General features: G+C 59.2%; 20 protein-coding genes. 14 read left to right on the top strand and 6 right to left on the bottom strand.

What is annotated here, in order from left to right; translation table 11 throughout:
- Positions 1 to 118: 118 nt before the first annotated feature.
- The 5 genes from ahcY (at position 119) to MD273_RS02870 (ending at position 5,071) form a co-directional block, all read left to right on the top strand.
- The gene (gene ahcY, locus MD273_RS02890; RefSeq protein WP_239036261.1) at positions 119 to 1,513 is read left to right on the top strand and encodes an adenosylhomocysteinase; all 1,395 of its coding nucleotides are present in this window, start codon (positions 119 to 121) and stop codon (positions 1,511 to 1,513) included.
- A 12-nt stretch (positions 1,514 to 1,525) separates the two neighbouring features.
- Positions 1,526 to 2,395: a methylenetetrahydrofolate reductase [NAD(P)H] gene (metF, locus tag MD273_RS02885; RefSeq protein WP_239036260.1), complete on the top strand. Its 870-nt coding sequence runs from the start codon at positions 1,526 to 1,528 to the stop codon at positions 2,393 to 2,395.
- A 399-nt stretch (positions 2,396 to 2,794) separates the two neighbouring features.
- Positions 2,795 to 3,550 (top strand): transporter substrate-binding domain-containing protein, encoded by a 756-nt coding sequence (locus MD273_RS02880; protein WP_239036259.1) that lies wholly within the window; start codon positions 2,795 to 2,797, stop codon positions 3,548 to 3,550.
- An 89-nt stretch (positions 3,551 to 3,639) separates the two neighbouring features.
- The gene (locus tag MD273_RS02875; protein ID WP_239036258.1) at positions 3,640 to 4,311 is read left to right on the top strand and encodes an amino acid ABC transporter permease; all 672 of its coding nucleotides are present in this window, start codon (positions 3,640 to 3,642) and stop codon (positions 4,309 to 4,311) included.
- 13 nt (positions 4,312 to 4,324) lie between these two features.
- On the top strand, positions 4,325 to 5,071 hold the full coding sequence (locus MD273_RS02870) for an amino acid ABC transporter ATP-binding protein (protein ID WP_251068093.1): 747 nt from the start codon (positions 4,325 to 4,327) through the stop codon (positions 5,069 to 5,071).
- Between the two features lie 53 nt (positions 5,072 to 5,124).
- Here MD273_RS02870 and MD273_RS02865 read toward each other — a convergent pair whose 3' ends face one another.
- Positions 5,125 to 5,613, bottom strand: a complete 489-nt coding sequence (locus MD273_RS02865; RefSeq protein ID WP_239036257.1) for a DUF2505 domain-containing protein — start codon at positions 5,611 to 5,613, stop codon at positions 5,125 to 5,127.
- A gap of 170 nt (positions 5,614 to 5,783) precedes the next feature.
- Between MD273_RS02865 and MD273_RS02860 the strand changes: the two genes are divergently transcribed.
- The 3 genes from MD273_RS02860 to MD273_RS02850 all read left to right on the top strand — a co-directional run bounded on the left by MD273_RS02860 (position 5,784) and on the right by MD273_RS02850 (position 9,374).
- A complete protein-coding gene (locus MD273_RS02860; RefSeq protein ID WP_239036256.1) occupies positions 5,784 to 7,133 on the top strand; it encodes an adenosylmethionine--8-amino-7-oxononanoate transaminase in 1,350 nt (449 codons plus the stop codon).
- A 5-nt stretch (positions 7,134 to 7,138) separates the two neighbouring features.
- Positions 7,139 to 7,873, top strand: coding sequence for a 16S rRNA (uracil(1498)-N(3))-methyltransferase (locus MD273_RS02855; protein ID WP_239036255.1), 735 nt, complete (start codon positions 7,139 to 7,141; stop codon positions 7,871 to 7,873).
- A 271-nt stretch (positions 7,874 to 8,144) separates the two neighbouring features.
- Entirely contained in the window at positions 8,145 to 9,374 is a 1,230-nt protein-coding gene (locus tag MD273_RS02850; protein WP_239036254.1) for a DUF445 domain-containing protein, read from the top strand.
- A gap of 39 nt (positions 9,375 to 9,413) precedes the next feature.
- Here the strand turns inward: MD273_RS02850 and MD273_RS02845 are convergent, their stop codons facing one another.
- Complete coding sequence (locus tag MD273_RS02845) at positions 9,414 to 10,721, bottom strand: YihY/virulence factor BrkB family protein (protein ID WP_239036253.1); 1,308 nt, start codon at positions 10,719 to 10,721, stop codon at positions 9,414 to 9,416.
- Between the two features lie 198 nt (positions 10,722 to 10,919).
- Between MD273_RS02845 and MD273_RS02840 the strand changes: the two genes are divergently transcribed.
- Positions 10,920 to 12,173 carry an OmpP1/FadL family transporter gene (locus tag MD273_RS02840; RefSeq protein ID WP_239036252.1) on the top strand — a complete coding sequence of 418 codons (1,254 nt, stop codon included), beginning with the start codon at positions 10,920 to 10,922 and terminating at the stop codon, positions 12,171 to 12,173.
- Between the two features lie 33 nt (positions 12,174 to 12,206).
- Here MD273_RS02840 and MD273_RS02835 read toward each other — a convergent pair whose 3' ends face one another.
- Complete coding sequence (locus tag MD273_RS02835; RefSeq protein ID WP_239036251.1) at positions 12,207 to 13,142, bottom strand: D-2-hydroxyacid dehydrogenase; 936 nt, start codon at positions 13,140 to 13,142, stop codon at positions 12,207 to 12,209.
- Positions 13,143 to 13,220: 78 nt separating this feature from the next.
- Here MD273_RS02835 and tmpT point away from each other — a divergent pair, with 78 nt between their 5' ends.
- The 4 genes from tmpT (at position 13,221) to MD273_RS02815 (ending at position 19,064) form a co-directional block, all read left to right on the top strand.
- The gene (gene tmpT, locus MD273_RS02830; RefSeq protein WP_239036250.1) at positions 13,221 to 13,874 is read left to right on the top strand and encodes a thiopurine S-methyltransferase; all 654 of its coding nucleotides are present in this window, start codon (positions 13,221 to 13,223) and stop codon (positions 13,872 to 13,874) included.
- 382 nt (positions 13,875 to 14,256) lie between these two features.
- On the top strand, positions 14,257 to 16,179 hold the full coding sequence (locus MD273_RS02825; RefSeq protein ID WP_239036249.1) for a PrkA family serine protein kinase: 1,923 nt from the start codon (positions 14,257 to 14,259) through the stop codon (positions 16,177 to 16,179).
- 33 nt (positions 16,180 to 16,212) lie between these two features.
- Entirely contained in the window at positions 16,213 to 17,508 is a 1,296-nt protein-coding gene (locus tag MD273_RS02820) for a YeaH/YhbH family protein (RefSeq protein WP_239036248.1), read from the top strand.
- Complete coding sequence (locus tag MD273_RS02815) at positions 17,505 to 19,064, top strand: SpoVR family protein (RefSeq protein ID WP_239036247.1); 1,560 nt, start codon at positions 17,505 to 17,507, stop codon at positions 19,062 to 19,064. Before MD273_RS02820 ends, MD273_RS02815 begins: the two co-directional genes overlap by 4 nt.
- Before the next feature lie 73 nt (positions 19,065 to 19,137).
- Here the strand turns inward: MD273_RS02815 and MD273_RS02810 are convergent, their stop codons facing one another.
- From MD273_RS02810 to MD273_RS02800, 3 genes are all read right to left on the bottom strand, one after another.
- The gene (locus tag MD273_RS02810) at positions 19,138 to 20,496 is read right to left on the bottom strand and encodes a TrpB-like pyridoxal phosphate-dependent enzyme (RefSeq protein ID WP_239036246.1); all 1,359 of its coding nucleotides are present in this window, start codon (positions 20,494 to 20,496) and stop codon (positions 19,138 to 19,140) included.
- A 77-nt stretch (positions 20,497 to 20,573) separates the two neighbouring features.
- Positions 20,574 to 21,305, bottom strand: a complete 732-nt coding sequence (locus MD273_RS02805; RefSeq protein ID WP_239036245.1) for an LrgB family protein — start codon at positions 21,303 to 21,305, stop codon at positions 20,574 to 20,576.
- Positions 21,298 to 21,678, bottom strand: coding sequence for a CidA/LrgA family protein (locus MD273_RS02800; protein ID WP_239036244.1), 381 nt, complete (start codon positions 21,676 to 21,678; stop codon positions 21,298 to 21,300). Before MD273_RS02800 ends, MD273_RS02805 begins: the two co-directional genes overlap by 8 nt.
- Before the next feature lie 143 nt (positions 21,679 to 21,821).
- Between MD273_RS02800 and MD273_RS02795 the strand changes: the two genes are divergently transcribed.
- On the top strand, positions 21,822 to 23,267 hold the full coding sequence (locus MD273_RS02795; protein WP_239036243.1) for a WS/DGAT/MGAT family O-acyltransferase: 1,446 nt from the start codon (positions 21,822 to 21,824) through the stop codon (positions 23,265 to 23,267).
- Positions 23,268 to 23,278 lie beyond the last annotated feature (11 nt).

Here is a 23,278-nt window from a genome sequence, read left to right as displayed (position 1 = left end):
GCACATGGACGTGCTCGTAGCGGTTCCGGGGAAGACATCCCCCACCACCGATACCACCGAACCTAGCGGTACCGGAAACCAGACTCCGGAGCCCAAAAAGAACTGACAGGAGAACACCATGAGCACTCCGGCAGAAAAACTGAAGAACTTCGACGACTACAAAGTCCGCGACATCTCCCTGGCCGACTGGGGCCGCAAGGAAATCAAGATCGCCGAAGGCGAAATGCCCGCCCTGATGGCCCTGCGTAACAAATACAAGGCAGAGCAGCCGCTAAAAGGCGCCAACATCATGGGCTGCATCCACATGACCATCCAGACCGCGGTGCTGATTGAAACCCTGGTCGAGCTCGGCGCCAACGTGCGCTGGTCCTCCTGCAACATCTTCTCCACCCAGGACCAGGCCGCCGCAGCCATCGCCGCCCAGGGCATCCCCGTGTTTGCCTGGAAAGGTGAAACCGACGAGGAATACGACTGGTGTCTCGAGCGCACCGTGGGCGCGGATGTCGACGGCTGGGAACCGAACATGATCCTGGACGACGGCGGCGACCTGACGGCCCTGCTCCACGACAAATACCCCCAGATCCTGGACAACTGCCACGGCATCACCGAGGAAACCACCACCGGTGTCCACCGCCTGCAGGAAATGCTGCGGGAAGGCACCCTGAAGGTACCGGCGATCAACGTGAACGATTCCGTGACCAAGTCCAAGAACGACAACAAGTACGGCTGCCGCCACAGCCTGAACGATGCCGTCAAACGGGCCACCGACCACCTGCTCTCCGGCAAGAAAGCCCTGGTTATCGGTTACGGTGACGTGGGCAAGGGTTCCGCCCTGTCCCTGCGTCAGGAAGGCATGATCGTGAAGGTCACCGAATCGGATCCGATCTGCGCCATGCAGGCCTGCATGGACGGTTTTGAAGTCGTGTCTCCGTACATCGACGGTGTGAACACGGGCACCGAAGCGGGTATCAACAAGGATCTGCTGGGCAACACCGACCTGCTGGTTACCACCACCGGCAACGTCAACGTGTGCGACGCCAACATGCTCAAGGCCCTGAAGAACGGCGCCGTCGTGTGCAACATCGGCCACTTCGACAACGAGATCGACACGGCCTACATGCGCAAGAACTGGGAGTGGGACGAGGTCAAGCCGCAGGTTCACGTGATCTACCGTGACAAGGCCACCAACGACCACCTGATCCTGCTGTCCGAGGGCCGCCTTGTGAACCTGGGCAACGCCACCGGTCATCCGTCCCGGATCATGGATGGTTCGTTTGCGAACCAGGTTCTGGCTCAGATGTACCTGTTCGAGCGCAAGTTCGGCGACCTGCCGGCGGATTCCAAGTCCAAGGGCGTCTACGTTCAGGTACTGCCGAAGCAGCTGGATGAAGAGGTTGCCCGTGCGATGGTGGAAGGCTTTGGTGGCGTGATCACCAAGATGACCCCGGAGCAGGCGAAATACATCGGTGTACCGGTCGAAGGCCCGTACAAGCCGGAAAGCTACAGGTACTAAGCGGAAAAGATCATGGAATCCCAGAAGCAATTCAAGCGCCGTTTCAGCTTCGAGTTTTTCCCGCCCAAGACGGATCAGGGCAAGGAGAAGCTGCAAACGGTGCGCAACAAGCTGGCCGAGGTGAACCCGGATTTCTTCTCGGTCACCTTCGGTGCGGGCGGTTCCACCCGGGACCGCACCATTGAAACCGTGCTCAGCCTGCACAAACAGGGCATCTCTACGGCGCCACACCTGTCCTGCGTTGGCGGCACCCGCGACGAGATCGGCGAGCTGCTGGACCTGTACAAGGAAAACGGCATCAACCGTATCGTCGCCCTGCGCGGCGACCTGCCCTCAGGCATGGGTGCCTCCGGGGAGCTGCGCTACGCCAATGAGCTGGTGGAGTTCATCCGGAAGCACAGCGGCGATCATTTCAACCTGGAAGTGGCCGCCTACCCGGAGTTCCACCCCCAGGCGCGCAATGCCGAAGAAGATCTGAGGAACTTTGCCCGAAAGGTACAGGCCGGCGCCAACAGCGCCATCACCCAGTACTTTTTCAATGCGGACAGCTACTTCTACTTTATCGAGCGTCTGGAGAAACTGGGCGTCACCATTCCGGTGGTGCCGGGCATCATGCCCATCGTCAATTTCTCCAGCCTGGTGAGGTTCTCGGACATGTGCGGTGCGGAAATCCCGCGCTGGATCCGTAAGCAGCTCGAAGCCTACGGCGACGACACCGACAGCATCCGCCAGTTCGGCGAGGAAGTGGTAACCAGAATGTGTGAACGCCTGCTGAAGGCGGGTGCACCCGGGCTGCACTTCTATACGCTGAACCAGGCGGAGCCTAGCCTGAGTATCTGGAAGAACCTGGGCATTGGGGATCGCGAGAAAATCGCATTCTGAAGGCTGAACATGGGGTCAGAAGAAAGCTTTCTTCTGACCCCTTTGCACCGGCCCAGTCTGCGGGCTCACGCTGAACACGGGTCAGATGAAGACTTTCATCTGACCCGTTTTTTATGCCCGCTCTCCTTTTTCGGCGCCAACCCCTGGGGTCAGATGAACGCTTTCATCTGACCCCTTTTTTTGTTTCCGCCCCCCGACTCCGGGGTCAGAAGAAGGCCTTCTCCTGACCCCATGTTCAACACCCAAGCATTTGATTTTCGGCACTCCGATGCGTAATAGTCTAAAGTGTATGTGTTGCAATCCCATTAACGCTCCCCGGAAACCACGGTCACCAGCAGTGGTCTTTCCGGCTTGCCTTACCGGGCAAACGGAGCCTGACAAGAAGCAAAAGGAGAAAGCATGAGCACGAAATGGCTGAAGACTCTTGGCGCCAGCCTGGCACTGACCGTGGCGGCAGGAACAGCTAGCGCGGAAAACCTCAAGGTTGTTACCGACCCGAGCTTCGTTCCGTTCGAGATGATGGACCAGGAAACCGGTGAGATGATCGGCTTCGACATGGAAATCATCGCCGAAGTGGCCAAGCGTGCGGGCTTTGAATATGACCTGCAAACCATGGACTTCAATGGCATCATCCCGGCCCTGCAGACCGGTAACGTGGATATTGCCATTGCCGGTATCACCATCACCGAAGAGCGCGAGCAGATCGTCGACTTTTCCGATCCGTATTACGATTCCGGCCTTCGCATCCTGGTGCGTGAAGGCAGCGATATGACAGAGCTGAGCGATCTGGAAGGCAAGAAGGTCGGCACCAAGATCGGCAGTACTTCCTACGATTACCTGATGGCCAACCTGGAGCAGGATGATGGCGTGACGCCGTATCCGGGCAGCTCAGACATGTACATGGCGCTGATGTCCCGTGCGATCGACGCGGTATTCTACGACGCGCCCAACGTCGGCTACTTTGCCCGCACCAAGGGTGAAGGCAAGGTCACTACCGTTGGCCCGCTGTACGAAGGCCAGCAATACGGCATTGCCCTGGTCGAGGGCAGCGAATGGGTTGACGAAGTCAACGCCGCCCTGGCTTCCATGAAGGAAGACGGTACCTACAAAAGCATCTACGAAAAGTGGTTCGGCCCGATGCCGGAAGGCATGTAAGGGCTGAAGGATCACCTGATCCGATTCCCCGTGCCGGGGCCCTGCGCCCCGGCTGTTCCTGACTCCAACTTCCTGCGGAGACACTAACCGTGGAATTCCAGTTTCAGTTCGACTGGCAAGCAGCCATCGACTCTATTCCCTTTCTGCTCAAAGGGATCCCCTATACCCTGTTGATTTCCTTTGGCGGCCTGCTCATCGGTTTCGTGCTGGGCATTATTTTCGGCCTGCTTAGCATCAACAAGAAGTGGTTCCTGCGCTGGCCGGCAACCGCTTACATCGAGATTTTCCGGGGTACTCCCATCCTGGTGCAGGTCCTGTTTATCTTCTACGGCCTGCCCGACCTCATCGGCTCTCCGATCAACCCCCTGACGGCGGGTATTGCCGCCATTGCCCTGAACTCGGGCGCCTACATTTCAGAGGTTGTCCGGGGCGGCGTACAGTCCATCGACAAGGGCCAGACCGAAGCCGGTCTTTCCCTGGGGCTGTCACGGACCCAGACCTTCTGGTCCATCATCTGGCCGCAGGCCTTCCGCCGCATGATTCCGCCCCTGGGCAACCAGGCTATCGTCAGTATCAAGGACACCTCATTGTTCTCTGTTATCGGTGTCGGAGAGCTGGTTCGCCAGGGCCAGATCTACATCGCCAACACCTTTACCGCATTCGAGGTCTATTTTGTGGTGGCCATTCTCTATCTGGCGATCACCCTGTCCCTGTCATTGATCCTCCGCCTGGTAGAGCGGCGCGGACTGGCTTCTGTCTGAAGGAAAGGTACCCATGACTCATATCGTTGAAATGAAGGGCATGAACAAGTACTTCGGCAAGCTGCATGTCCTGAAGAACATCGACCTGACCGTCGAGCCCGGAGAGGTAGTGGTTATCATCGGTGCCAGTGGCTCCGGCAAATCCACCCTGATCCGCTGCGTGAACGGTCTCGAAGAGTACGAATCCGGCAAACTGGTGGTCGACGGCCAGACCCTGGCGCCCAAAGGTGGCAACCAGAAAGCCCTGACCGAGATCCGCAAGGAAGTGGGCATGGTGTTCCAGCAATTCAATCTGTTCCCGCACCTGACGGTGAAGAGGAACATCATGCTGGCGCCCATGAAGGTGAAGGACAACTCTCAGGTGGTTGCCAACGCCACCGCCGAACGGCTGCTCAACCGGGTAGGCATCGGTAACCAGGCCGACAAGTATCCGAGCCAGCTATCCGGTGGCCAGCAACAACGGGTAGCCATCGCCCGGGCCCTGGCCATGGAACCACGACTGATGCTGTTTGACGAACCCACTTCGGCACTCGATCCGGAGATGATCGGTGAAGTGCTGGACGTCATGCGCGAACTGGCCAAGGAAGGGATGACCATGATGGTTGTGACCCACGAGATGGGCTTTGCCCGGGAAGTGGCAGACCGGGTCATCTACATCCACGAGGGCCAGATCGTGGAACAGGGCAAACCGGACGACGTGTTCGACAACCCCCAGAACGAACGCACCCAGGCGTTCCTGTCCAGGGTTCTCGCTCACTGACCGGTTCCTCCACAAGCCCCCGTTTCGGGGGCTTTTCAGTCAGGGTGGCCGAGCTATAGCAGCTTGCGGGTCGCCTGATACTCCCGCTCGATCTTGGCGTGGCAATCGTCTGCCAGAAACTTTGCCACCTTCTTGCCCAGCAGCGGCACGTCACAGCGAACGCTCAGGAGGACGTGATTGGTGCACTGCTCTTCCGATCCGAGCAGACGCATCATGCCCTTGATTTTCGCCGGCACACTTTCGATGTGGACGCGGAATTCGCAATGCCACTCGTCATCATTCTTGCGAAACCAGTGCTCTTCCTGACGTACGCGATTCCATTCCCGGTGAAAGCCGGCGAGGATACCCGGCACCTCGAGTGAGCTGGTGACTTCCCGCTCGATCACCAACTTGGCAGACAAATCATCCCTGACCAGCTCGGGCACACAGACGTTGCGCGACCCAAGCCGGGCATTTTTCTCAAGAATATGATCCTTGTTGAGGAAAGTACCAAGCACCTGCTCCAGGCTCGCCTCATAGGGGTGTTCCAGTTCAATCTGCATAGGTGGTCTCCGTAAGCTGACCATCAGATTTTGCGGGCAATGAACACCACCGGCATTGGCCGGCAGGTCAACCAACCGGGGCGCGCTAGCCAGACTCCGCTGTTAACTGTAATATCCGCACAGGTTAACAGCGACCATTCATAACCAGACAACGTGACCGGAGACTCACCATGCGCAACGCCGATCTCGTCGCCCGCGATCTCAAATCCGTGTGGCACCCATGCACACAAATGAAAGATCACGAATCCCTGCCCCTGATACCCGTAAAACGGGGTGAAGGTGTCTGGCTGGAAGACTTCGAGGGCAACCGCTACATCGATGCGGTCAGCTCCTGGTGGGTCAACCTGTTCGGCCACGCCAACCCCCGGATCAATGCCGCCATACAGGAACAGATCGGCAAGCTTGAACACGTCATCCTTGCCGGCTTCAGTCACGAACCGGTCGTCAATCTCTCGGAGCGGCTGATTGAAGTCACACCAGAGGGCCTGAACAAGTGCTTCTACGCCGACAACGGCTCGTCGGCCATCGAAGCAGCCCTGAAAATGAGCTACCACTACTGGAAAAACCACGGCCAGCCGGGCAAGAAGAATTTCGTCAACCTGAGCAACAGCTACCACGGCGAAACCCTCGGGGCGTTGGCCCTCGGCGACGTCGCGCTCTACAAGGACACCTACCAGCCCTTGCTGATGGAAGTGCTCACGGCCCCCTCCCCGGATGCCTTCAATAAAGAGGCAGGCGAAACCGACGAGGAATATGCCCTGCGCCAGTTCGAAGCCATGGAGAAACTCCTGGCGGAGAAACACGATGAAATCTGCGCAGTGGTTGTGGAACCGCTGATCCAGTGCGCCGGTGGCATGCGCATGCACCACCCCATCTACCACACCAAACTGCGCGAGGCCTGCGACCGCTACAATGTGCACCTGATTGCCGACGAGATTGCTGTCGGCTTCGGCCGTACCGGCACCCTGTTCGCCTGCGAACAATCCGGTATCACCCCGGACTTCATGTGCCTCTCGAAGGGCCTCACCGCCGGCTATCTGCCCTTGTCCGTGGTACTGACCACCGATGACGTCTACAACGCCTTCTACGACGACTACGAAACCCTCCGGGCGTTTTTGCACAGCCACAGCTACACCGGCAACCCCATTGGCTGCGCCGTGGCCCTGGCCACCCTAGACATCTTCCGGGATGACAACGTCATCGAAAACAACCAACGCCTGTCCCGATGCATGGGCGATGCCGTTGCCCATCTGGCAGACCACCCGAACGTCGGCGACATCCGCCAGCACGGCATGACCCTGGCGGTGGAAATGGTGAAAGACAAAGCCAGCAAGACACCGTTCCCCTGGCAGGAACGCCGGGGCATTCGTGTGTACCAGCACGCCCTGACCCGGCAATCGCTGCTACGGCCACTGGGTAACGTGGTATATTTCATGCCGCCTTACGTGATCACAGAGGAGCAGATCCGCCACCTCGCCCAGGTCGCGACCGAAGGCATCGAAATTGCCGTAAAGGACTGACCCGAATGCGCATCCCCAGAATCTACACCGACTCGGAACTGACCGTTGGCACTGCCTGCGAACTGGACGAAAAAGCCGCCCAGCACGTGGGCCGGGTTCTGAGGATGCAGCCCGGACAGCAACTGACCCTGTTCAACGGGGATGGCCGGGACTACGACGCCACAATCCGGGATGCAAGTAAAAAGCACGTGCACGTGGAAATCTCCGGGGCGACGGCCACCACCACCGAGTCCCCACTCGAAATCGTTCTCGGCCAGACCCTGTCCAAGGGCGACCGCATGGACTATGCCGTCCAGAAAGCTGTGGAAATGGGGGTCACCCGCATCGTCCCCCTGACCACCGAACGCTGCGACGTCAAACTCAAGGGTGACCGGGAAGACAAACGCCTGCGCCACTGGCAACAGGTTGCCATCAGCGCCGCCGAACAATGCGGCCGCGCCCGGGTACCGGAAATCCTTCCGGTGATGGACCTGAGCCAGTGGTTCGAACACAGCCAGACCTGCGACCTGCGCCTGGTCCTTCATCACCGCACGGAACAGAGCCTGGACTCCCTGGCCAAACCGTCTTCCGTCGCCCTGATGATCGGCCCGGAAGGTGGCCTGAGTCCGGAAGAAATCGAGGCAGCCGAACAATCCGGATTCCTGCCGGTCGCACTCGGCCCCCGCGTCCTGCGTACCGAAACCGCCCCGGTTGCGACCATAGCCCTGTGCCAATGGCTCTGGGGCGATATCGGTAACTGATAGCTACGACCGTGCCGCCGTCTCGTTCCGGCTTCTGAGTCATTGACAGTAGCCGGACCGGCCAACATGATTCCTGTCTGACAATTTGGCCCAAGCGAGCATTACTCACATGTTCGGGTGGTTGGTCGGGCAGGGGGCTCTGAAACTGTGCGGAGCCAAGGATGGCGGAGCTCAAGCGCCACATGGACGTGCTCGAGCGGGTTTCAGAGCCCCCTGCCCGACCGACCACATGCTCCCAAGCCGCAAAACAAATAAAGAGTGCGAGTACCGGATGACAAGCCTGCTGACGTCCCAAGAATTCTGGCAATACCTGAGCATCCCAGTGATCGCAGCCCTGATCGGCTGGACCACCAACTGGCTTGCCATCAAGATGACCTTCTACCCCCTGGAATTCATCGGCAAACCACCCCTGCTCGGCTGGCAGGGCATCATTCCCTCCAAAGCCCGCAAAATGGCCGCCATCAGCGTCGATGCCACCATCTCCAAGATCGGCACCGTCCAGGAGATATTCCAGCAGATCGACCCCAAGGTACTCGCCGCCCACATCGTCCACTCCGTCGACCCACGCATCGAGGAATACGTCGACGAGATGATGCTCCGGGAATACCCCACGTTCTGGGAAAACCTGCCGACCTCAGCACGCAAGATGGTCTACGACCGGGTCCGCAAGTCCACCCCGCAGCTGGTGGACAACCTGGTCGAGGACATCTCCGAAAATATTGAAGACCTGCTGGACATCAAGGGCATGGTGATCGAACGCCTGGCCAAGGATAAACAGCTGCTGAACCGCATCTTCCTCGAGTGCGGCGAAGTGGAATTCCGCTTTATTATCAACTCGGGCCTGTACTTCGGCTTCCTGTTCGGCCTTATCCAGATGGCCGTCTGGTACCTTTATCCCAGCTGGTGGGTACTGCCGTTCTTCGGACTCCTGGTGGGCTGGGCCACCAACTGGATCGCCCTGAACGTCATCTTCCGCCCATTACGTGAGAAAAAGGTCGGGCCACTCAGGATTCAGGGGCTGTTCCTCAAACGCCAGCCGGAAGTGGCGGAATCCTTCTGCCACATTGTCACCCACGAAATCCTCACCGTGGGCAACATCATCGGCGCGATCCTGGAAGGACCGAAGGGGGACCGGGCCCGCAACATGGTGAAAAAGCACATCAAACCGCTGGTGGATGAAACCGCGGGCATGGGCAAGGCGCTCACCCAGATGGCCTTCGGCCCCACCGGCTTTGCCACCCTGAAAAACCAGGTGGGCGAAAAGGCCATCGAAATCTCCCAGACCTCTTTCAACAACCCGGTGTTCGAGAAGGACCGGGCCCAGGCGGTTGAGTCCATCATGGTCGAACGGATGATCGCCCTCTCCTCGGAAGAATTCCAGGACCTGCTGCGACCGTGCTTTCAGGAGGACGAGATCAAACTGATCCTGGTGGGCGCCTTCCTTGGCTTCGCCGCCGGCGTCTGCCAACTGGTCTTCGTCTTCGGGGAAACGCTGCTCTGAACAGATACCGCAATGCAGGCCGGGCCAGGAGGCTGGGGCTCAGGCCTTCGATTGCCGTAGCAACGAAGCCAGGGTTTCAGACTCCAGCTCTCTTGCTCCATCGATGAGTCCCGGCGGCAAAACCACCGGTAGCCGGTCCACGACCCGGTCCTCGTCCCGGCGAACCACATCCAGGATATTCCGCACGGTGATCAGGTCGAGGGCCCGCCCGGGCACCAACTGATCGCCCTGCCGGCCCGCCAGGGACAACAAACCGGCCCGGATCAGCTTATCGCTGATCGTCCTGGTCACCTCTCCCGGCACCCGGAGCCTGTGCTCCAGCGCCTCCTGCTGCGGGGCAGCTTCGCCTTCACTGAACGGCCTGGCCACCATCCACATGACCGCCAACCCCACTCTTTCCTGGAGTTCCGGGGACAACTGGACCTGCCTTTTCTTCGCCACTGACCCCGGATACTGAAGATAGAACGCCAGACTCGCGCCCAGCAGCAGGATCATCCAGTTCAGGTAAATCCAGATCAGCAGGATGATACCAATGGCGAAACTGGAATAGATGGCAGCGTACTTGGCCGAGCCAGCCACAAACGAGGCGAACAGCATACTGGCAGCCTGCCAGGAAACCCCGGCCACCAGACCCGCGGTAAAGGCATAACGAAGCTTGACCCGTGTGTTCGGAATGAAGATGTAGACAAACGTAAAGGCAGCCACCACGAGGAAAAAGGGCGTGAAGCGACTGATCGACAGGATCAGGGAGCCGAACGGCTCGATCTCCACCAGTGTCTGCACAAATTCGGAGGAGAAAATGGTGGCAGTGACACCAATCGCGGACACCATCAACAGTGGCCCCACCATGATCACGCTCAGGTAGTTACTGAACCGCTGGGCCATGGAGCGCATGTCCGGTACCCGCCAGATCATGTTGAAGGAGCGCTCGATCTTCTGCACCAGCGAGATCACCGTGTAGACCAGCAGGGCCAGACCAACCGATCCGAGCACCCCGACCTTCATATTGTCCACAAAACCGAGGATCCGGTTTGCCAGTTCAATTCCCTGCGGCCCCATTGGCTCAAAGAACTGGAACAGGAAAGGCTCCATCCGCTCGTGGACACCCAGGGCCTTGAGCACCGAAAAGCTCAGGGCAAGCAACGGAACGATACTGAGCAGCGTGGTATAGACGAGGCTCATGGCATGCAGGGTGAGTTGCCCGCTGATCACATCCCTTACCAGCGCATAGGCTGAACGCCCGACCTTATAGAGCCAGGTCCAGGGCCACTGCTGTGGCGGATTGGGGTTCGCCAGAATCCAGTCTTCTGCGGCCTGCAGCCGTTCTTTGAATTGGAATGAAGCCACGTGACATCCTGTTCCACGAAATTTTAGCCAGTTTATCAGGGATATAAGCCGGTGCCCCAAAGTATGGCCGATAACTGTCGGTTTGCGAGGCCTAACAGGACAATATAACCATATTAATCTTTAATTCTTCACCTTATAACTGACGTTGTGTATAAACGATCGCCACATTCAGTAGTTGTCAAAGAACGAGTCACAGTTATGCGCCTCAAGACTGCCCTGAGCATTGCAGCGGCCTCCGCACTCCTGCCATCAGTTGCTTCCGCAACCAATGGTTACTTCAGCCATGGCTATGGAACCATCAGTTCCGGCATGGCCGGCGCCGGTGCGGCACTGGCCCAGGACAGCATCGCCGCTGCCACCAACCCCGCAGGACTGGCGTTCGTGGGCGATCGTGTCGACGGCGGGCTTGAACTCTTCTCGCCACGACGGAAATATGAAGTGGAAGGCCCGATGGCACCCCCTCCTGCCTTCTCACTGCAGCCGGGAAGCTACCAGAGCAGCCGGGATGCCTTTGTGATCCCTCACTTCGGGGCCAATCACCGGATTAACGACCGGCACGCCCTTGGCGTTTCAGTGTTTGCCAACGGGGGCATGAACACCAGCTACCCTGGCGATAATGGCGGTCCCTTCTATGGCGGCCGAACCGGTGTCAACCTGGAGCAACTGTACATTGCCCCCACCTGGTCGTGGAAATTCGCTGACAACCAGGCCATCGGCATTTCTCCGATGATTGCCTACCAGCGCTTCGAAGCCAAAGGCCTGGGCGCGTTCTCCCCCTATTCGTCCGATCCGTCCGCCCTGACCAACAATGGGACGGATGATGCCTGGGGCTACGGCATCCAGATTGGCTGGCAGGGTGAGATCACCGACACTCTGCGTGGTGGCCTGAGTTTCCGCACCATTCTGGAAATGGAAGAATTCGATGACTACCGGGGCCTGTTCGCTGAACAGGGCGACTTCGATATTCCCCAGATGATCAACGCGGGCATCGCCTGGTCCGGCATCGATCGGCACTGGATCCTGGTGGATGTCCAGCATATCCGCTATGGCCAGATCAACAGCGTGGGCAACCCTATGCTGCCCAACCTGATGACCGCACAACTGGGTGACGATGATGGTGCCGGCTTCGGCTGGGACGATATGACCATCGTCAAACTCGGCTGGCAGTGGCAGCAGACCGACCAGCAAACCTGGCGTGCCGGCATCAGCTACGGCGAGCAGCCGGTGCAGGAAGAGGAAGTGCTGTTCAACATCCTGGCTCCCGGAGTCCAGGAGTGGCACTTCACTGGCGGCTTCACCCGCCAGTTCAGCGAATCCCTGGAGTTCTCAGGTTCGGTCTTCTACTCACCGCGCAACAGCGTGAAGGGCGACAACCCGCTCAACCCGCAGCAGACCATCGAACTGAGCATGTATCAGGTAGGCGTGTCCGCCAGCATCGGCTGGCGCTACTGAGTGGGGACCGGGTACCTGACCCGGTTTTCAGTCTCATTCGACCGATGCGAGGTTGTTAGCGGTAATATTCACAATCCGCTGCCTCGCTTCCCGACTGGCCCACGCCGAGTGCGGGGTGACGATCAGATTGGGAATATCATCCGCCAGCAAGGGGTTGCCATTACGCGGCGGCTCCTCGGTAAGGACATCGAAACCTGCACCACCAATCACTCCGGCTCTCAGGGCGTCCGCAAGGGCCTGTTCGTCCACCAGACCGCCACGGCTGGTATTGATCAGTAGCGCATCGCTTTTCATCATTTCCAGCTCCCGCTTGCCGATCAGGTTGCGGGTTTCGTCCGTCAACAGGCAGTGCAGTGACAGGACATCCACCTGTGGCAACAGCTCATCCAGCGGGATCCGCGGATAGCCGTCTACCTCGCCCGACTCCTGGCCCGGGCGGGCACCCAGCAGGATTTTCATACCAAAGGCCCTGGCGCGCTCGACCACGCCCTGCCCCAGATCACCGTAGCCAACCACGCCCAGCGTACGCCCTTCCAACTCGAGGATAGGATGATCCATCAGGCAGAACATGTCGCTCCGGCCCCAGCGGCCGGCCCGCACATCCCTGTCATAGTCCAGCAGACGGGTGGCCAGCGCCAGCATCAGAGCCAGGGTGTGCTGGGCCACGGTGGAGCGGCCGTAGTTGGTCACATTCATTACCTTGACGCCATGCTCCCGCGCCGCGTCCTGGTCAATATTGTTCAGGCCGGTGGCCACCACGGCAATGTTCCTCAGCTCCGGGCAGGCCTCGAAATGCTCGCGCTTTACAACCACTTTGTTTACCAGCACGGTGTCAAAGCCCCGGATCCTCTCCAGAACCTGGTCCGGGCCGGTTCGCTCATGTTTGGTCAGGCCGCCGGTAACGGCCTCGATCGGTGAAAGGTCGACATCATTGCCCAGGGTATTGGCATCCAGGAATACGGCTTTCATGCTTTTCTCCCATCTCAAGATCGCCACAGATTAAGGTAGACTGAGGAAAACGTCCAAATACCGCGGAAGGGAAAAACCATGGAACACGAATTCTGGCATGAACGCTGGGCGAAGAAAGAGATCGGTTTCCACGAGGGCACTGTTAACCAATACCTGCACGATCACTGGCCGGAGCTGGCCGGAGAGCGCTCCGATGCGGTATTCGTCCCCCTGTGCGGCAAGGCTCACGACATGTGGTGGCTGCACGACCGCGGGCACCCGGTGCTCGGTGTGGAGCTCAGCGAGATCGCGTGCAAGGATTTCTTCGAGGAAGCCGGCGAAAAGGCCAAGGTGCACCCGGGAGAACCCTTCACCACCTTCAAGCACGACGATCTCGAGATCTGGTGTGGCGATTTTTTCCAGCTGGCGCCTGATGATCTCAAACACATCCGCCTGATCTACGACCGCGCGGCCCTGATCGCCCTGCCACCCTCCATGCGGCAAAAGTACGTCGAGCACCTGACAGCCATCATCCCCGACGGTGCGCGCGTCCTTCTGATTACCCTGGACTACGACACCGAAATCAAGGGGCCTCCGTTTAACGTCTCCAACGACGAGGTCCGGGAACTTTACGGCCTGGACTATGACATCGAACACGTACTGACCAACACCCTTGCCAAGGATCATCCGTTTGCCAAGCGACGCGGGCTTGAGGGAGCCTCAGAAAGCGTGTTCCGGTTGACCAAGCTTTAAGGCTGGCTCTCCCAGCCTGTTGGGTTGGGAGTCTTGGCGGTTGACGAGTGGGGGCTTTTTTCTGGTGAATTTGATGTCTGAGCGAAGCGAGTTGCCAATTCGCCAGAAAAAAGACCCCCGGTGCGCTCCAGCCCCAGCTACAAAAACGGCACACCCCTCTAACACAATTTAATGAACCTTAACCACTCGCCCACTGTCCAACCTCGCGAACCTGAACTAAGCTCAGAATAAGCAAGTCGCGAAGAGAAAGTTGCAGCGCGCCTTGTAAGTATCCATCCCTTTTACCCATAACCAGATAAACACCGCCGGGACAGGCGGAGCCAACAGCAACGGGGAAATTGCGTGAACTGAAAGCTGAAGAACAGCGAGCGAGGGGCCATCTATGAGCATACTGCAGCATTTCAAAGACCGGTATGAAGCTACCCAAGAGGAAGAATACTCTCTTGAGGAATACCTGGAGATCTGCAAAAAGGACCCAACGGCCTATGCCACGGCCGCTGAGAGAATGTTAATTGCGATCGGCGAGCCGGAGTTGGTGGATACCTCTCGTGACTCAAGACTGTCACGCATCTTTTCCAACAAGGTGATCAAGCGTTATCCGGAATTTTCCGAGTTCTACGGCATGGAAGATGCCGTGGAAAACATCGTCTCGTTCTTCCGCCATGCCGCCCAGGGCCTGGAAGAGAAGAAACAGATCCTGTATCTGCTGGGCCCGGTGGGTGGCGGTAAGTCTTCCCTGGCGGAGAAGCTCAAGGCCCTGATGCAGAAGGTGCCGTTCTACGCCATCAAGGGCTCCCCCGTGAACGAATCGCCGCTGGGGCTGTTCGACCCTGCCGAGGATGCCGAGATCCTGGAAGAGGAATACGGTATTCCGCGCCGTTACCTCAACTCCATCATGTCGCCCTGGGCGGTCAAGCGCCTGCACGAGTTCGGGGGCGATATCAGCCAGTTCCGGGTGGTCAAGAAGTACCCGTCGGTTCTCGATCAGGTGGGGGTCGCCAAGACCGAGCCGGGCGACGATAACAACCAGGACATCTCCGCTCTGGTGGGCAAGGTCAACATCCGGATGCTGGAAGATTTCTCCCAGGACGATCCCGACGCCTACAGTTTCAGCGGCGGCCTGTGCAAGGCGAACCAGGGCCTGCTCGAGTTCGTGGAGATGTTCAAGGCGCCGATCAAGGTGCTGCATCCGTTGCTGACCGCCACCCAGGAAGGCAACTACAACACCACCGAGGGCATGGGATCGGTGCCGTTCGACGGCGTGATCCTGGCCCACTCCAACGAATCCGAGTGGCAGACCTTCCGGAACAACAAGCACAACGAGGCGTTCCTGGACCGGGTCTACATCGTCAAGGTGCCCTACTGCCTGAGGGTCACCGAGGAAATCGAGATCTACAAGAAGCTGCTGACCAACAGTTCCCTGTACGGTGCGCCCTGTGCGCCCGATACCCTGGACATGCTAGCGCAGTTTTCGGTGCTGTCCCGGATCAAGGAACCGGAAAATTCCAGCATCTTCTCGAAGATGAAGGTGTACGACGGCCAGAACATCAAGGACACCGACCCGAAAGCCAAGTCCATCCAGGAGTATCGGGATGCCGCCGGGGTGATGGAAGGCATGGATGGCCTGTCCACCCGTTTCGCGTTCAAGATTCTCTCCAAGGTCTTCAACTTTGACACCACCGAGGTGGCGGCCAACCCGGTGCACCTGCTGTATGTGCTGGAGAAGCAGATCGAGCAGGAGCAGTTCCAGTCTGAGATCCAGGAGAAGTACCTGCGGTTCATCAAGGAATACCTGGCGCCGCACTATGTCCAGTTCATCGGCAAGGAAATCCAGACCGCCTATCTGGAAAGTTACAGCGAATACGGTCAGAACCTGTTCGACCGTTACGTGACCTATGCCGACTTCTGGATTCAGGACCAGGAATACCGGGATCCGGAGACCGGCGAAATCCTCGACCGCGCGTCCATCAATGACGAGCTGGAGAAGATCGAGAAGCCGGCGGGCATCAGCAACCCGAAGGACTTCCGCAACGAGGTGGTCAACTTCGTGCTGCGCGCCCGGGCCAACAACCAGGGCCGCAACCCATCCTGGCTCAGCTACGAGAAGCTGCGCAGCGTGATCGAGAAGAAGATGTTCTCCAACACCGAGGATCTTCTGCCGGTCATCTCCTTCAACCCGAAAGCCAGTCAGGAAGACCAGAAGAAGCACAAGCAGTTCGTCGAACGTATGGTCGAGCGAGGCTACACCGAGAAGCAGGTACGGCTGTTGGCCGAATGGTACCTGCGTGTTCGCAAGTCTCACTGAAATCAGTGACCAGTCACTGATGGGAGTAGCACTATGGGTATGACCCACATCGTCGACCGGCGGTTGAATGGCAAGAACAAGAGCGCGGTGAACCGGGAGCGGTTCCTGCGCCGCTACCGCCACCACATCAAGAAAGCGGTGGCCGATGCGGTGCACAAGCGCTCGATCACGGACGTTGAACGGGGTGAGAAAGTCAGTATCCCGACCCGGGATATCGACGAGCCCATCTTCCACCACGGCCAGGGCGGCCGGCGGGAGATGGTGCACCCCGGCAACCAGGAATTTGTGGCCGGGGACATGATCCCCAAGCCCCAGGGCGGTGGTGGCCAGGGGGGTGGTCAGGGCCAGGCCAGCCCGGATGGTGAAGGCATGGACGAGTTCGCTTTCCAGATCACCCAGGAGGAGTTCCTCGACTTCCTGTTCGATGACCTCGAACTGCCCAACCTGGCGCGCAAGAAACTCAAGGACACCGAAGCGTTCAAATACGTGCGGGCCGGCTTCACCAATCAGGGCGTTCCGGCCAAGCTGGACGTGGTGCGATCCCTGCGGGGAGCCCACGCTCGGCGCCTCGGCCTTGGCGGTGCCCGCAAGAAGAAGATCCGGGATCTGGAAAAACAGCTGCAAGCCCTGAAATCGGCACCGGAAGATCTGGACCCGGCCTTCAGCCACGATGACCAGATCAAGGTACTCGAGGACGAGATCGCCCGACTCAAGGCCAATGTTCGGCGAATCCCGTTCATCGACGAGATCGATCTGCGCTACCGCCAGCACGTGAAGCAACCGAAACCGGCCACCAGTGCGGTGATGTTCTGCCTGATGGATGTCTCCGGCTCCATGACCCAGATGCACAAGGACATTGCCAAGCGCTTCTTCATCCTGCTCTACCTGTTCCTCAAGAAGAACTACAAGAAGATCGATGTGGTCTTCATCCGCCACCACACCAGCGCCAAGGAAGTGGACGAGGAGGAGTTCTTCTACAGCCGGGAGACCGGCGGCACCATCGTCTCCAGTGCGATCAAGCTGATGCACAAGATCATCGAGTCCCGCTACTCCCCGTCGGAATGGAATATTTACGCCGCCCAGGCGTCGGACGGCGACAACTGGAATGACGACTCCCCGGTCTGTGGCAAGCTGCTGGCCGACAGCATTCTGCCGCTGGTCCAGTATTACGCCTATGTGGAAATCACGCCCCAGGATCACCAGATGCTCTGGTACGAGTACGAAAAGATCCTGGAACGGTTCCCCCAGAGCTTTGCCATGCAGCAAATCGCCGACCCGGGAGAGATCTACCCGGTGTTCCGCCAGTTGTTCGAGAGGAAAGCCGCATGAGTAAGACTGTCGACCGTCCGAACGCTCCGGAAAACCAGCAGCCCGGGGCCAGGAAACCGATTTCCACCGGTTCGGAATGGACCTTCGAACTGATCCAGCAGTACGACGAGGAGATCGCCAGGTGCGCACAGGAGTTCGGCCTGGATACCTACCCGAACCAGATCGAGGTCATCAGCGCCGAGCAGATGATGGATGCCTACAGCTCGGTGGGCATGCCCGTGGGCTACCATCACTGGTCCTTCGGCAAGCAGTTCCTGAACACCGCCAAGGGCTACCAGCGCGGGCAGATGGGGCTGGCCTACGAGATCGTGATCAACTCCAACCCGTGTATCGCCTACCTGATGGAGGAGAACACTCTGCCCATGCAGGCACTGGTGATTGCCCACGCCTGCTACGGCCATAACTCCTTCTTCAAGGGAAACTACCTGTTCCGGACCTGGACCGACGCCAGCGCCATCATCGATTACCTGGTTTTCGCCCGCAATTATGTGGCCGAGTGCGAAGAGCGCCACGGCGTCGACGCAGTGGAGGAGATTCTGGATTCCTGCCACGCCCTGATGAACTACGGGGTGGACCGCTACAAACGTCCACCGCCCATTTCTGCCGCCGAGGAAGCGCGCCGTCAGAAAGAACGTGAAGAATACCAGCAGCGGCGGATAAACGACCTCTGGCGCACCATCCCCAGGCTGGATGATGACGATGACCCGGTCAGACGCCAGCGCCGCTTCCCGGAGGAGCCCCAGGAGAACCTGCTGTATTTCATCGAGAAAAACGCTCCCCTGCTCGAGACCTGGCAGCGGGAGATCATCCGGATCGTGCGCAAGCTCGGGCAGTATTTCTATCCGCAGCGCCAGACCCAGGTGATGAACGAGGGCTGGGCCACGTTCTGGCACTACACCCTGCTGCACCGCATGTACGACAAGGGTCTGGTGAACGACGGCTTCATGCTCGAGTTTCTGCAGAGCCATTCAGCGGTGGTATACCAACCCCCGTTCAACAGCCCGTGGTATTCCGGCATCAACCCCTACACCCTCGGCTTCTCGATTTTCACCGACCTCCGGCGGATCTGCGAGACTCCCACCGAAGAGGACCGGGAATGGTTCCCGGACATTGCCGGTTCGGACTGGCTGGAAACGCTGCACTTCGCCATGCGCAACTTCAAGGATGAGAGTTTCATCCAGCAGTTCCTGTCACCCAAGGTGATGCGCGACCTGAAACTCTTCGCCATCGAGAATGACGATCAGGAGGATCATTACACGGTCACCGCCATTCACGATGACCCCGGTTACCGGCCGCTGCGCGAAAAGCTGGCCCGGCAGTACAACCTGAGTTACCGGGAACCGAATATCCAGGTATGGAATGTGGATGTCCGTGGCGACCGATCGCTGACGCTCCGGCATATACCCGTTGACCGGGTGCCTCTGGGTGAAGACACCGAGGAAGTAGTGCGCCATGTGCATCGGCTCTGGGGCTTTGATGTGCACCTGGAAAGCGTGGATGACGGTACGGTTGTGGAGGAATATCATTGCCCTCCACCCTCGCCCATTGAAGAGTGATCCTGCCTCTGCCACCGGGCAACTCAATGCCGGCGGCAGAGACGGGAGGTCTTATTGTGGTGGGAACGATTGATCAGGCTGAAACAGACGGCAGGCCGGACAGCGCCATGGCCAGTTCCTGCTCATCGTATTCGTAGTCCTCAAGCTGCCCTTCGAAATAGGACGTATAGGCGGCCATATCGAAATGGCCATGGCCGCAGAGGTTGAACAGAATCACCTCCTCCTTGCCCTCACGCTTGCACCGCAGTGCCTCCTCGATGGCGCCCTTGACCGCGTGGTTGGCCTCCGGTGCCGGCACGATGCCCTCGTTGCGGGCAAACAGCACACCTGCCTCGAAGCACTCCCGCTGCGTATAGGACACAGCATCAAACAGTCCCAGTTCCTTGGCGTGGGACACCATTGGCGCCATACCGTGATAACGCAGCCCACCGGCGTGGAAACCGGGTGGCGTGAAGCCGGAGCCCAGGGTGTGCATCTTGGTCAGCGGCGTCATGTGGGCGGTATCGCCGTAATCATAGGCGTACTTGCCCCGGGTCAGGGTGGGACAAGCCGACGGTTCGACCGCGACTATCCGTGATTTCTCGCCACCACGCAGGGCATGGCCCATGAACGGGAAAGCAATGCCGGCAAAGTTGGAACCGCCGCCGGTACAACCCACGATCACGTCCGGCCAGCAATCAGCCATTTCCATTTGTTGCATCGCTTCCAGGCCAATCACGCTCTGGTGCAGCAGTACGTGGTTCAGCACCGAGCCCAGGGCGTATTTGGTGTTCGGATCCTGAACCGCCAGCTCTACCGCCTCGGAAATGGCGATACCGAGGCTACCGGTATGATCGGGGTTCTCGGCGAGCACCTTGCGGCCGAACTCGGTCAATTCGGAAGGCGACGGCACGCACTTTGCGCCGTAGGTTTCCATCACCGCACGGCGGTAGGGCTTCTGGTTATAGGAAACCCGCACCTGGAACACGGTGACATCGATGTCGAACAGGGAACCGGCGAAAGAAAGGGAGGTCCCCCACTGCCCCGCCCCGGTCTCGGTGGTCAGTGTCCGGATACCCGCCTGCTGGTTATAGAACGCCTGCGGGATGGCGGTATTGGGCTTGTGACTGCCCGCCGGGCTGACACCTTCGTACTTGTAGAAAATCTTGGCCGGGGTTCCCAGAGCCTTCTCCAGACGGTGTGCCCGATACAGCGGTGCCGGGCGCCAGAGCCGATAGACGTCACGAACCGGTTCGGGAATCTCGATTTCCCGCTCGGTGGACACTTCCTGCTGGATCAGTTCCATGGGAAACAGGGGCTCCAGGTCCGCCGGACCGACCGGCTGTTTGGTACCCGGGTGCAGTACCTCCGCCAGCGGCTCGGGGAAATCGGCCTGCAGGTTGTACCAGTACCTGGGCATCTGGCTTTCGTCGAGAAGAAACTTGGTTTGCATGTGCGATAAAACCTCAGCTTGTTGTCACGTGTCTTTGAACGTCTGACCGTTTGTTATTCTGGTGTGTGAAATTTGCCTTAAAAAAGCGTTTGCATCCAGTCTACCAGCCAGGGCACCAATACCGCGGTGGCGAACGCGGACAACGCCATGGCCAGTCCCGAAAAGGCGCCCATCTGGTTGCTGACCTGGAACGCCCGGGCGGTGCCGATACCGTGAGCCGCGACGCCCATGGCGATCCCCTTGGCGGTGTCATCCTTCACCCGGATCCATTCGAACAGCTTGGTGCCCAGCACCGCACCGGTAATCCCGGTGATGACGACCAGCACAGCCGTCAGCGATGGCAGGCCGCCGATTTTCTCGGAGATGCCCATGGCCACAGGTGCCGTGGCCGATTTCGGCGCCAGGGACATCTGGATCTCGAATGAGCCGCCGAAGATCCGGGCCAGCCAGATTGAGCTGCCCGCCGCAATCACCACACCGCACAACAACGAGATGGTAACCGGCATCCAGAGTTGACGCAGCCTCGAGAACTGCTGGTACAACGGTACCGCCAGTGCCACCGTAGCCGGACCGAGCAGAAAGTGCACGAACTGGCCGCCCTCGAAATAATCGTTGTAGGAGGTTCGGGTCAGCAACAGCAGGCCAATGAGCATGGCGACGGACGTCACTACCGGGTTGGCCAGTGGATTGGAATTGGTGCGCAGATACAGCCGGTAGGCCAGACCATAGGCCACCAGAGTAATGGTCAGCCCCAGCAGCGGCGAGGCGGAAAGGTAGACCCAGATATCCTTCAAGCCGGGATCATTCATGGTCCTGCTCCTCTTGTGCGGCCGAACCGACCAGCCACCGTGTGGTCAGTTGCATCACCAGAGCGGTTGCCACCATGGTAATGACCGTGCTCAGCAGCAGCGCCAGGGTAATGGGCAGCCACTCATCTGCGATCCGACTGAAGTGCGCCATCATGCCAACGCCCGCTGGCACAAACAGCAGCGAAAGGTGACTGAGCAGCGCGGTAGAGGCGGTTTCCACCGATTCCGGCGTACTGCCCCGGATCCACAGGGTGATGAACAGCATCACCATGCCGAGTACTGGCCCGGGAATGGGCACCCCCAGCAATCGCACGGTTATCTCTCCGACCAGCTGGTACACCAGCAGCAGGGTTATGCCATTGAGAAACTGCATCAAACTCTCTCCCGAGCACAATAAAAAAATTCGTCCGAACTGGGAACTTTATAGCACCCTGAATCGTGAACACGGTCCATTATCAGTATACTTTCTAGCTACAACTAAAAATCCCTTACATTGTTAGTGGAGTACAACAAGGAATGAAACGTCTGGGAACACTGGATGCCTCATGGCTGGCCGTGGAATCTGAGGACACCCCGATGCACGTGGGCACCCTGCAGATTTTTTCACTGCCGGAGGGCGCTCCCGAAACCTTCCTCCGGGACATGGTTACCCGTATGAAGGAAGCTGGCGACATCGCCTCACCCTGGGGCTACAAACTGGCCTGGTCCGGCTTTCTTGGCCGGCTGGTTGCCCCGTACTGGGTGGAAGACAAAAAGATCGACCTGGATTACCACGTGCGGCACTCGGCCCTGCCGCGGCCCGGGGGCGAGCGGGAACTGGGTATACTGGTGTCGCGCCTGCACTCCAACCCGCTGGATTTCTCCCGGCCGCTCTGGGAATGCCATGTGATCGAGGGCCTGGAAAACAACCGGTTTGCCCTGTACACCAAGATGCACCATTCGATGATCGACGGCATCAGCGGTGTGCGCCTGATGCAGCGGGTGCTCACGACCGATCCGGACCGGCGGGAAATGCTTCCGCCCTGGTCCGTCAAGCCACAGCGCCGAAGGGGCAGCAAAACCGACAAGGAAGCCACCATTCCTGCTGCCGTTTCCCAGGCCATGGATGCCCTGAAATTGCAGGCGGACATGGCGCCGAGGCTCTGGCAGGCCGGCAACCGACTGGTGCACTCGGTGCGACACCCTGAAGACGGCCTGACTGCGCCGTTCACCGGCCCGGTCTCGATCCTGAATCACCGGGTCACCCCCCAGCGCCGCTTCGCGACCCAGCATTACCAGCTGGACCGTCTCAAAGCCCTGGCTCACGCCTCCGGCGGTTCCCTCAACGACATCGTGCTCTATCTGTGCGGGACGGCGCTGCGCCGTTTTCTGGAGGAACAGAACAATCTGCCGGATATTCCGCTCACAGCGGGCATCCCGGTGAACATCCGTCCCTCGGATGACGAGGGCACCGGCACCCAGATCAGCTTCATGATCGCCTCTCTGGCAACCGACGAACCCGACCCTCTGACCCGGTTGCAGAACATCAAGACCTCGACCCGACGGGCCAAGGAGCATCTGCAAAAGCTCCCGCGCAGTGCCCTGACCCAGTACACGATGATGCTGATGTCGCCCTACATCCTGCAACTGATGTCCGGGCTTGGCGGGCGCATGCGCCCGGTGTTCAATGTCACCATCTCGAACGTACCGGGCCCGCAGCAGACGCTCTACTATGAGGGCGCAAGGCTCGAGGCCATGTACCCGGTGTCACTGATAGCCCATGGCGGCGCCCTTAACATTACCTGCCTGAGCTATGCCGGCTCGCTGAACTTCGGCTACACCGGCTGCCGTGACACGCTGCCCAGCATGCAGAGACTCGCGGTCTACACCGGCGAGGCGCTCGACGAGATCGAGAGCCTGGTGCTTCCCCCGAACCCCAAAAGCACCGGCACCCGGAAGAGAACCGCGTCCGCAGGCAAGTAGGGAATACAGGA

It is taken from the genome of Marinobacter sp. C7 (assembly GCF_022343555.1).
Lineage (GTDB): Bacteria > Pseudomonadota > Gammaproteobacteria > Pseudomonadales > Oleiphilaceae > Marinobacter.
This window is presented reverse-complemented; position numbering and strand designations above follow the sequence as displayed.

Excerpts from the sequence above, each read along its gene's own strand:
- ahcY (WP_239036261.1), top strand. The coding sequence starts at position 119 with ATGAGCACTCCGGCAGAAAAACTGAAGAACTTCGACGACTACAAAGTC.
- MD273_RS02835 (WP_239036251.1), bottom strand. The coding sequence starts at position 13,142 with ATGAAAGCCGTATTCCTGGATGCCAATACCCTGGGCAATGATGTCGAC.
- MD273_RS02860 (WP_239036256.1), top strand. The coding sequence starts at position 5,784 with ATGCGCAACGCCGATCTCGTCGCCCGCGATCTCAAATCCGTGTGGCAC.
- MD273_RS02800 (WP_239036244.1), bottom strand. The coding sequence starts at position 21,678 with ATGCAGTTTCTCAATGGCATAACCCTGCTGCTGGTGTACCAGCTGGTC.
- MD273_RS02795 (WP_239036243.1), top strand. The coding sequence starts at position 21,822 with ATGAAACGTCTGGGAACACTGGATGCCTCATGGCTGGCCGTGGAATCT.
- MD273_RS02880 (WP_239036259.1), top strand. The coding sequence starts at position 2,795 with ATGAGCACGAAATGGCTGAAGACTCTTGGCGCCAGCCTGGCACTGACC.
- tmpT (WP_239036250.1), top strand. The coding sequence starts at position 13,221 with ATGGAACACGAATTCTGGCATGAACGCTGGGCGAAGAAAGAGATCGGT.
- MD273_RS02850 (WP_239036254.1), top strand. The coding sequence starts at position 8,145 with ATGACAAGCCTGCTGACGTCCCAAGAATTCTGGCAATACCTGAGCATC.
- MD273_RS02865 (WP_239036257.1), bottom strand. The coding sequence starts at position 5,613 with ATGCAGATTGAACTGGAACACCCCTATGAGGCGAGCCTGGAGCAGGTG.
- MD273_RS02810 (WP_239036246.1), bottom strand. The coding sequence starts at position 20,496 with ATGCAAACCAAGTTTCTTCTCGACGAAAGCCAGATGCCCAGGTACTGG.
- MD273_RS02825 (WP_239036249.1), top strand. The coding sequence starts at position 14,257 with ATGAGCATACTGCAGCATTTCAAAGACCGGTATGAAGCTACCCAAGAG.
- MD273_RS02805 (WP_239036245.1), bottom strand. The coding sequence starts at position 21,305 with ATGAATGATCCCGGCTTGAAGGATATCTGGGTCTACCTTTCCGCCTCG.
- MD273_RS02870 (WP_251068093.1), top strand. The coding sequence starts at position 4,325 with ATGACTCATATCGTTGAAATGAAGGGCATGAACAAGTACTTCGGCAAG.
- MD273_RS02840 (WP_239036252.1), top strand. The coding sequence starts at position 10,920 with ATGCGCCTCAAGACTGCCCTGAGCATTGCAGCGGCCTCCGCACTCCTG.
- metF (WP_239036260.1), top strand. The coding sequence starts at position 1,526 with ATGGAATCCCAGAAGCAATTCAAGCGCCGTTTCAGCTTCGAGTTTTTC.
- MD273_RS02815 (WP_239036247.1), top strand. The coding sequence starts at position 17,505 with ATGAGTAAGACTGTCGACCGTCCGAACGCTCCGGAAAACCAGCAGCCC.
- MD273_RS02855 (WP_239036255.1), top strand. The coding sequence starts at position 7,139 with ATGCGCATCCCCAGAATCTACACCGACTCGGAACTGACCGTTGGCACT.
- MD273_RS02820 (WP_239036248.1), top strand. The coding sequence starts at position 16,213 with ATGGGTATGACCCACATCGTCGACCGGCGGTTGAATGGCAAGAACAAG.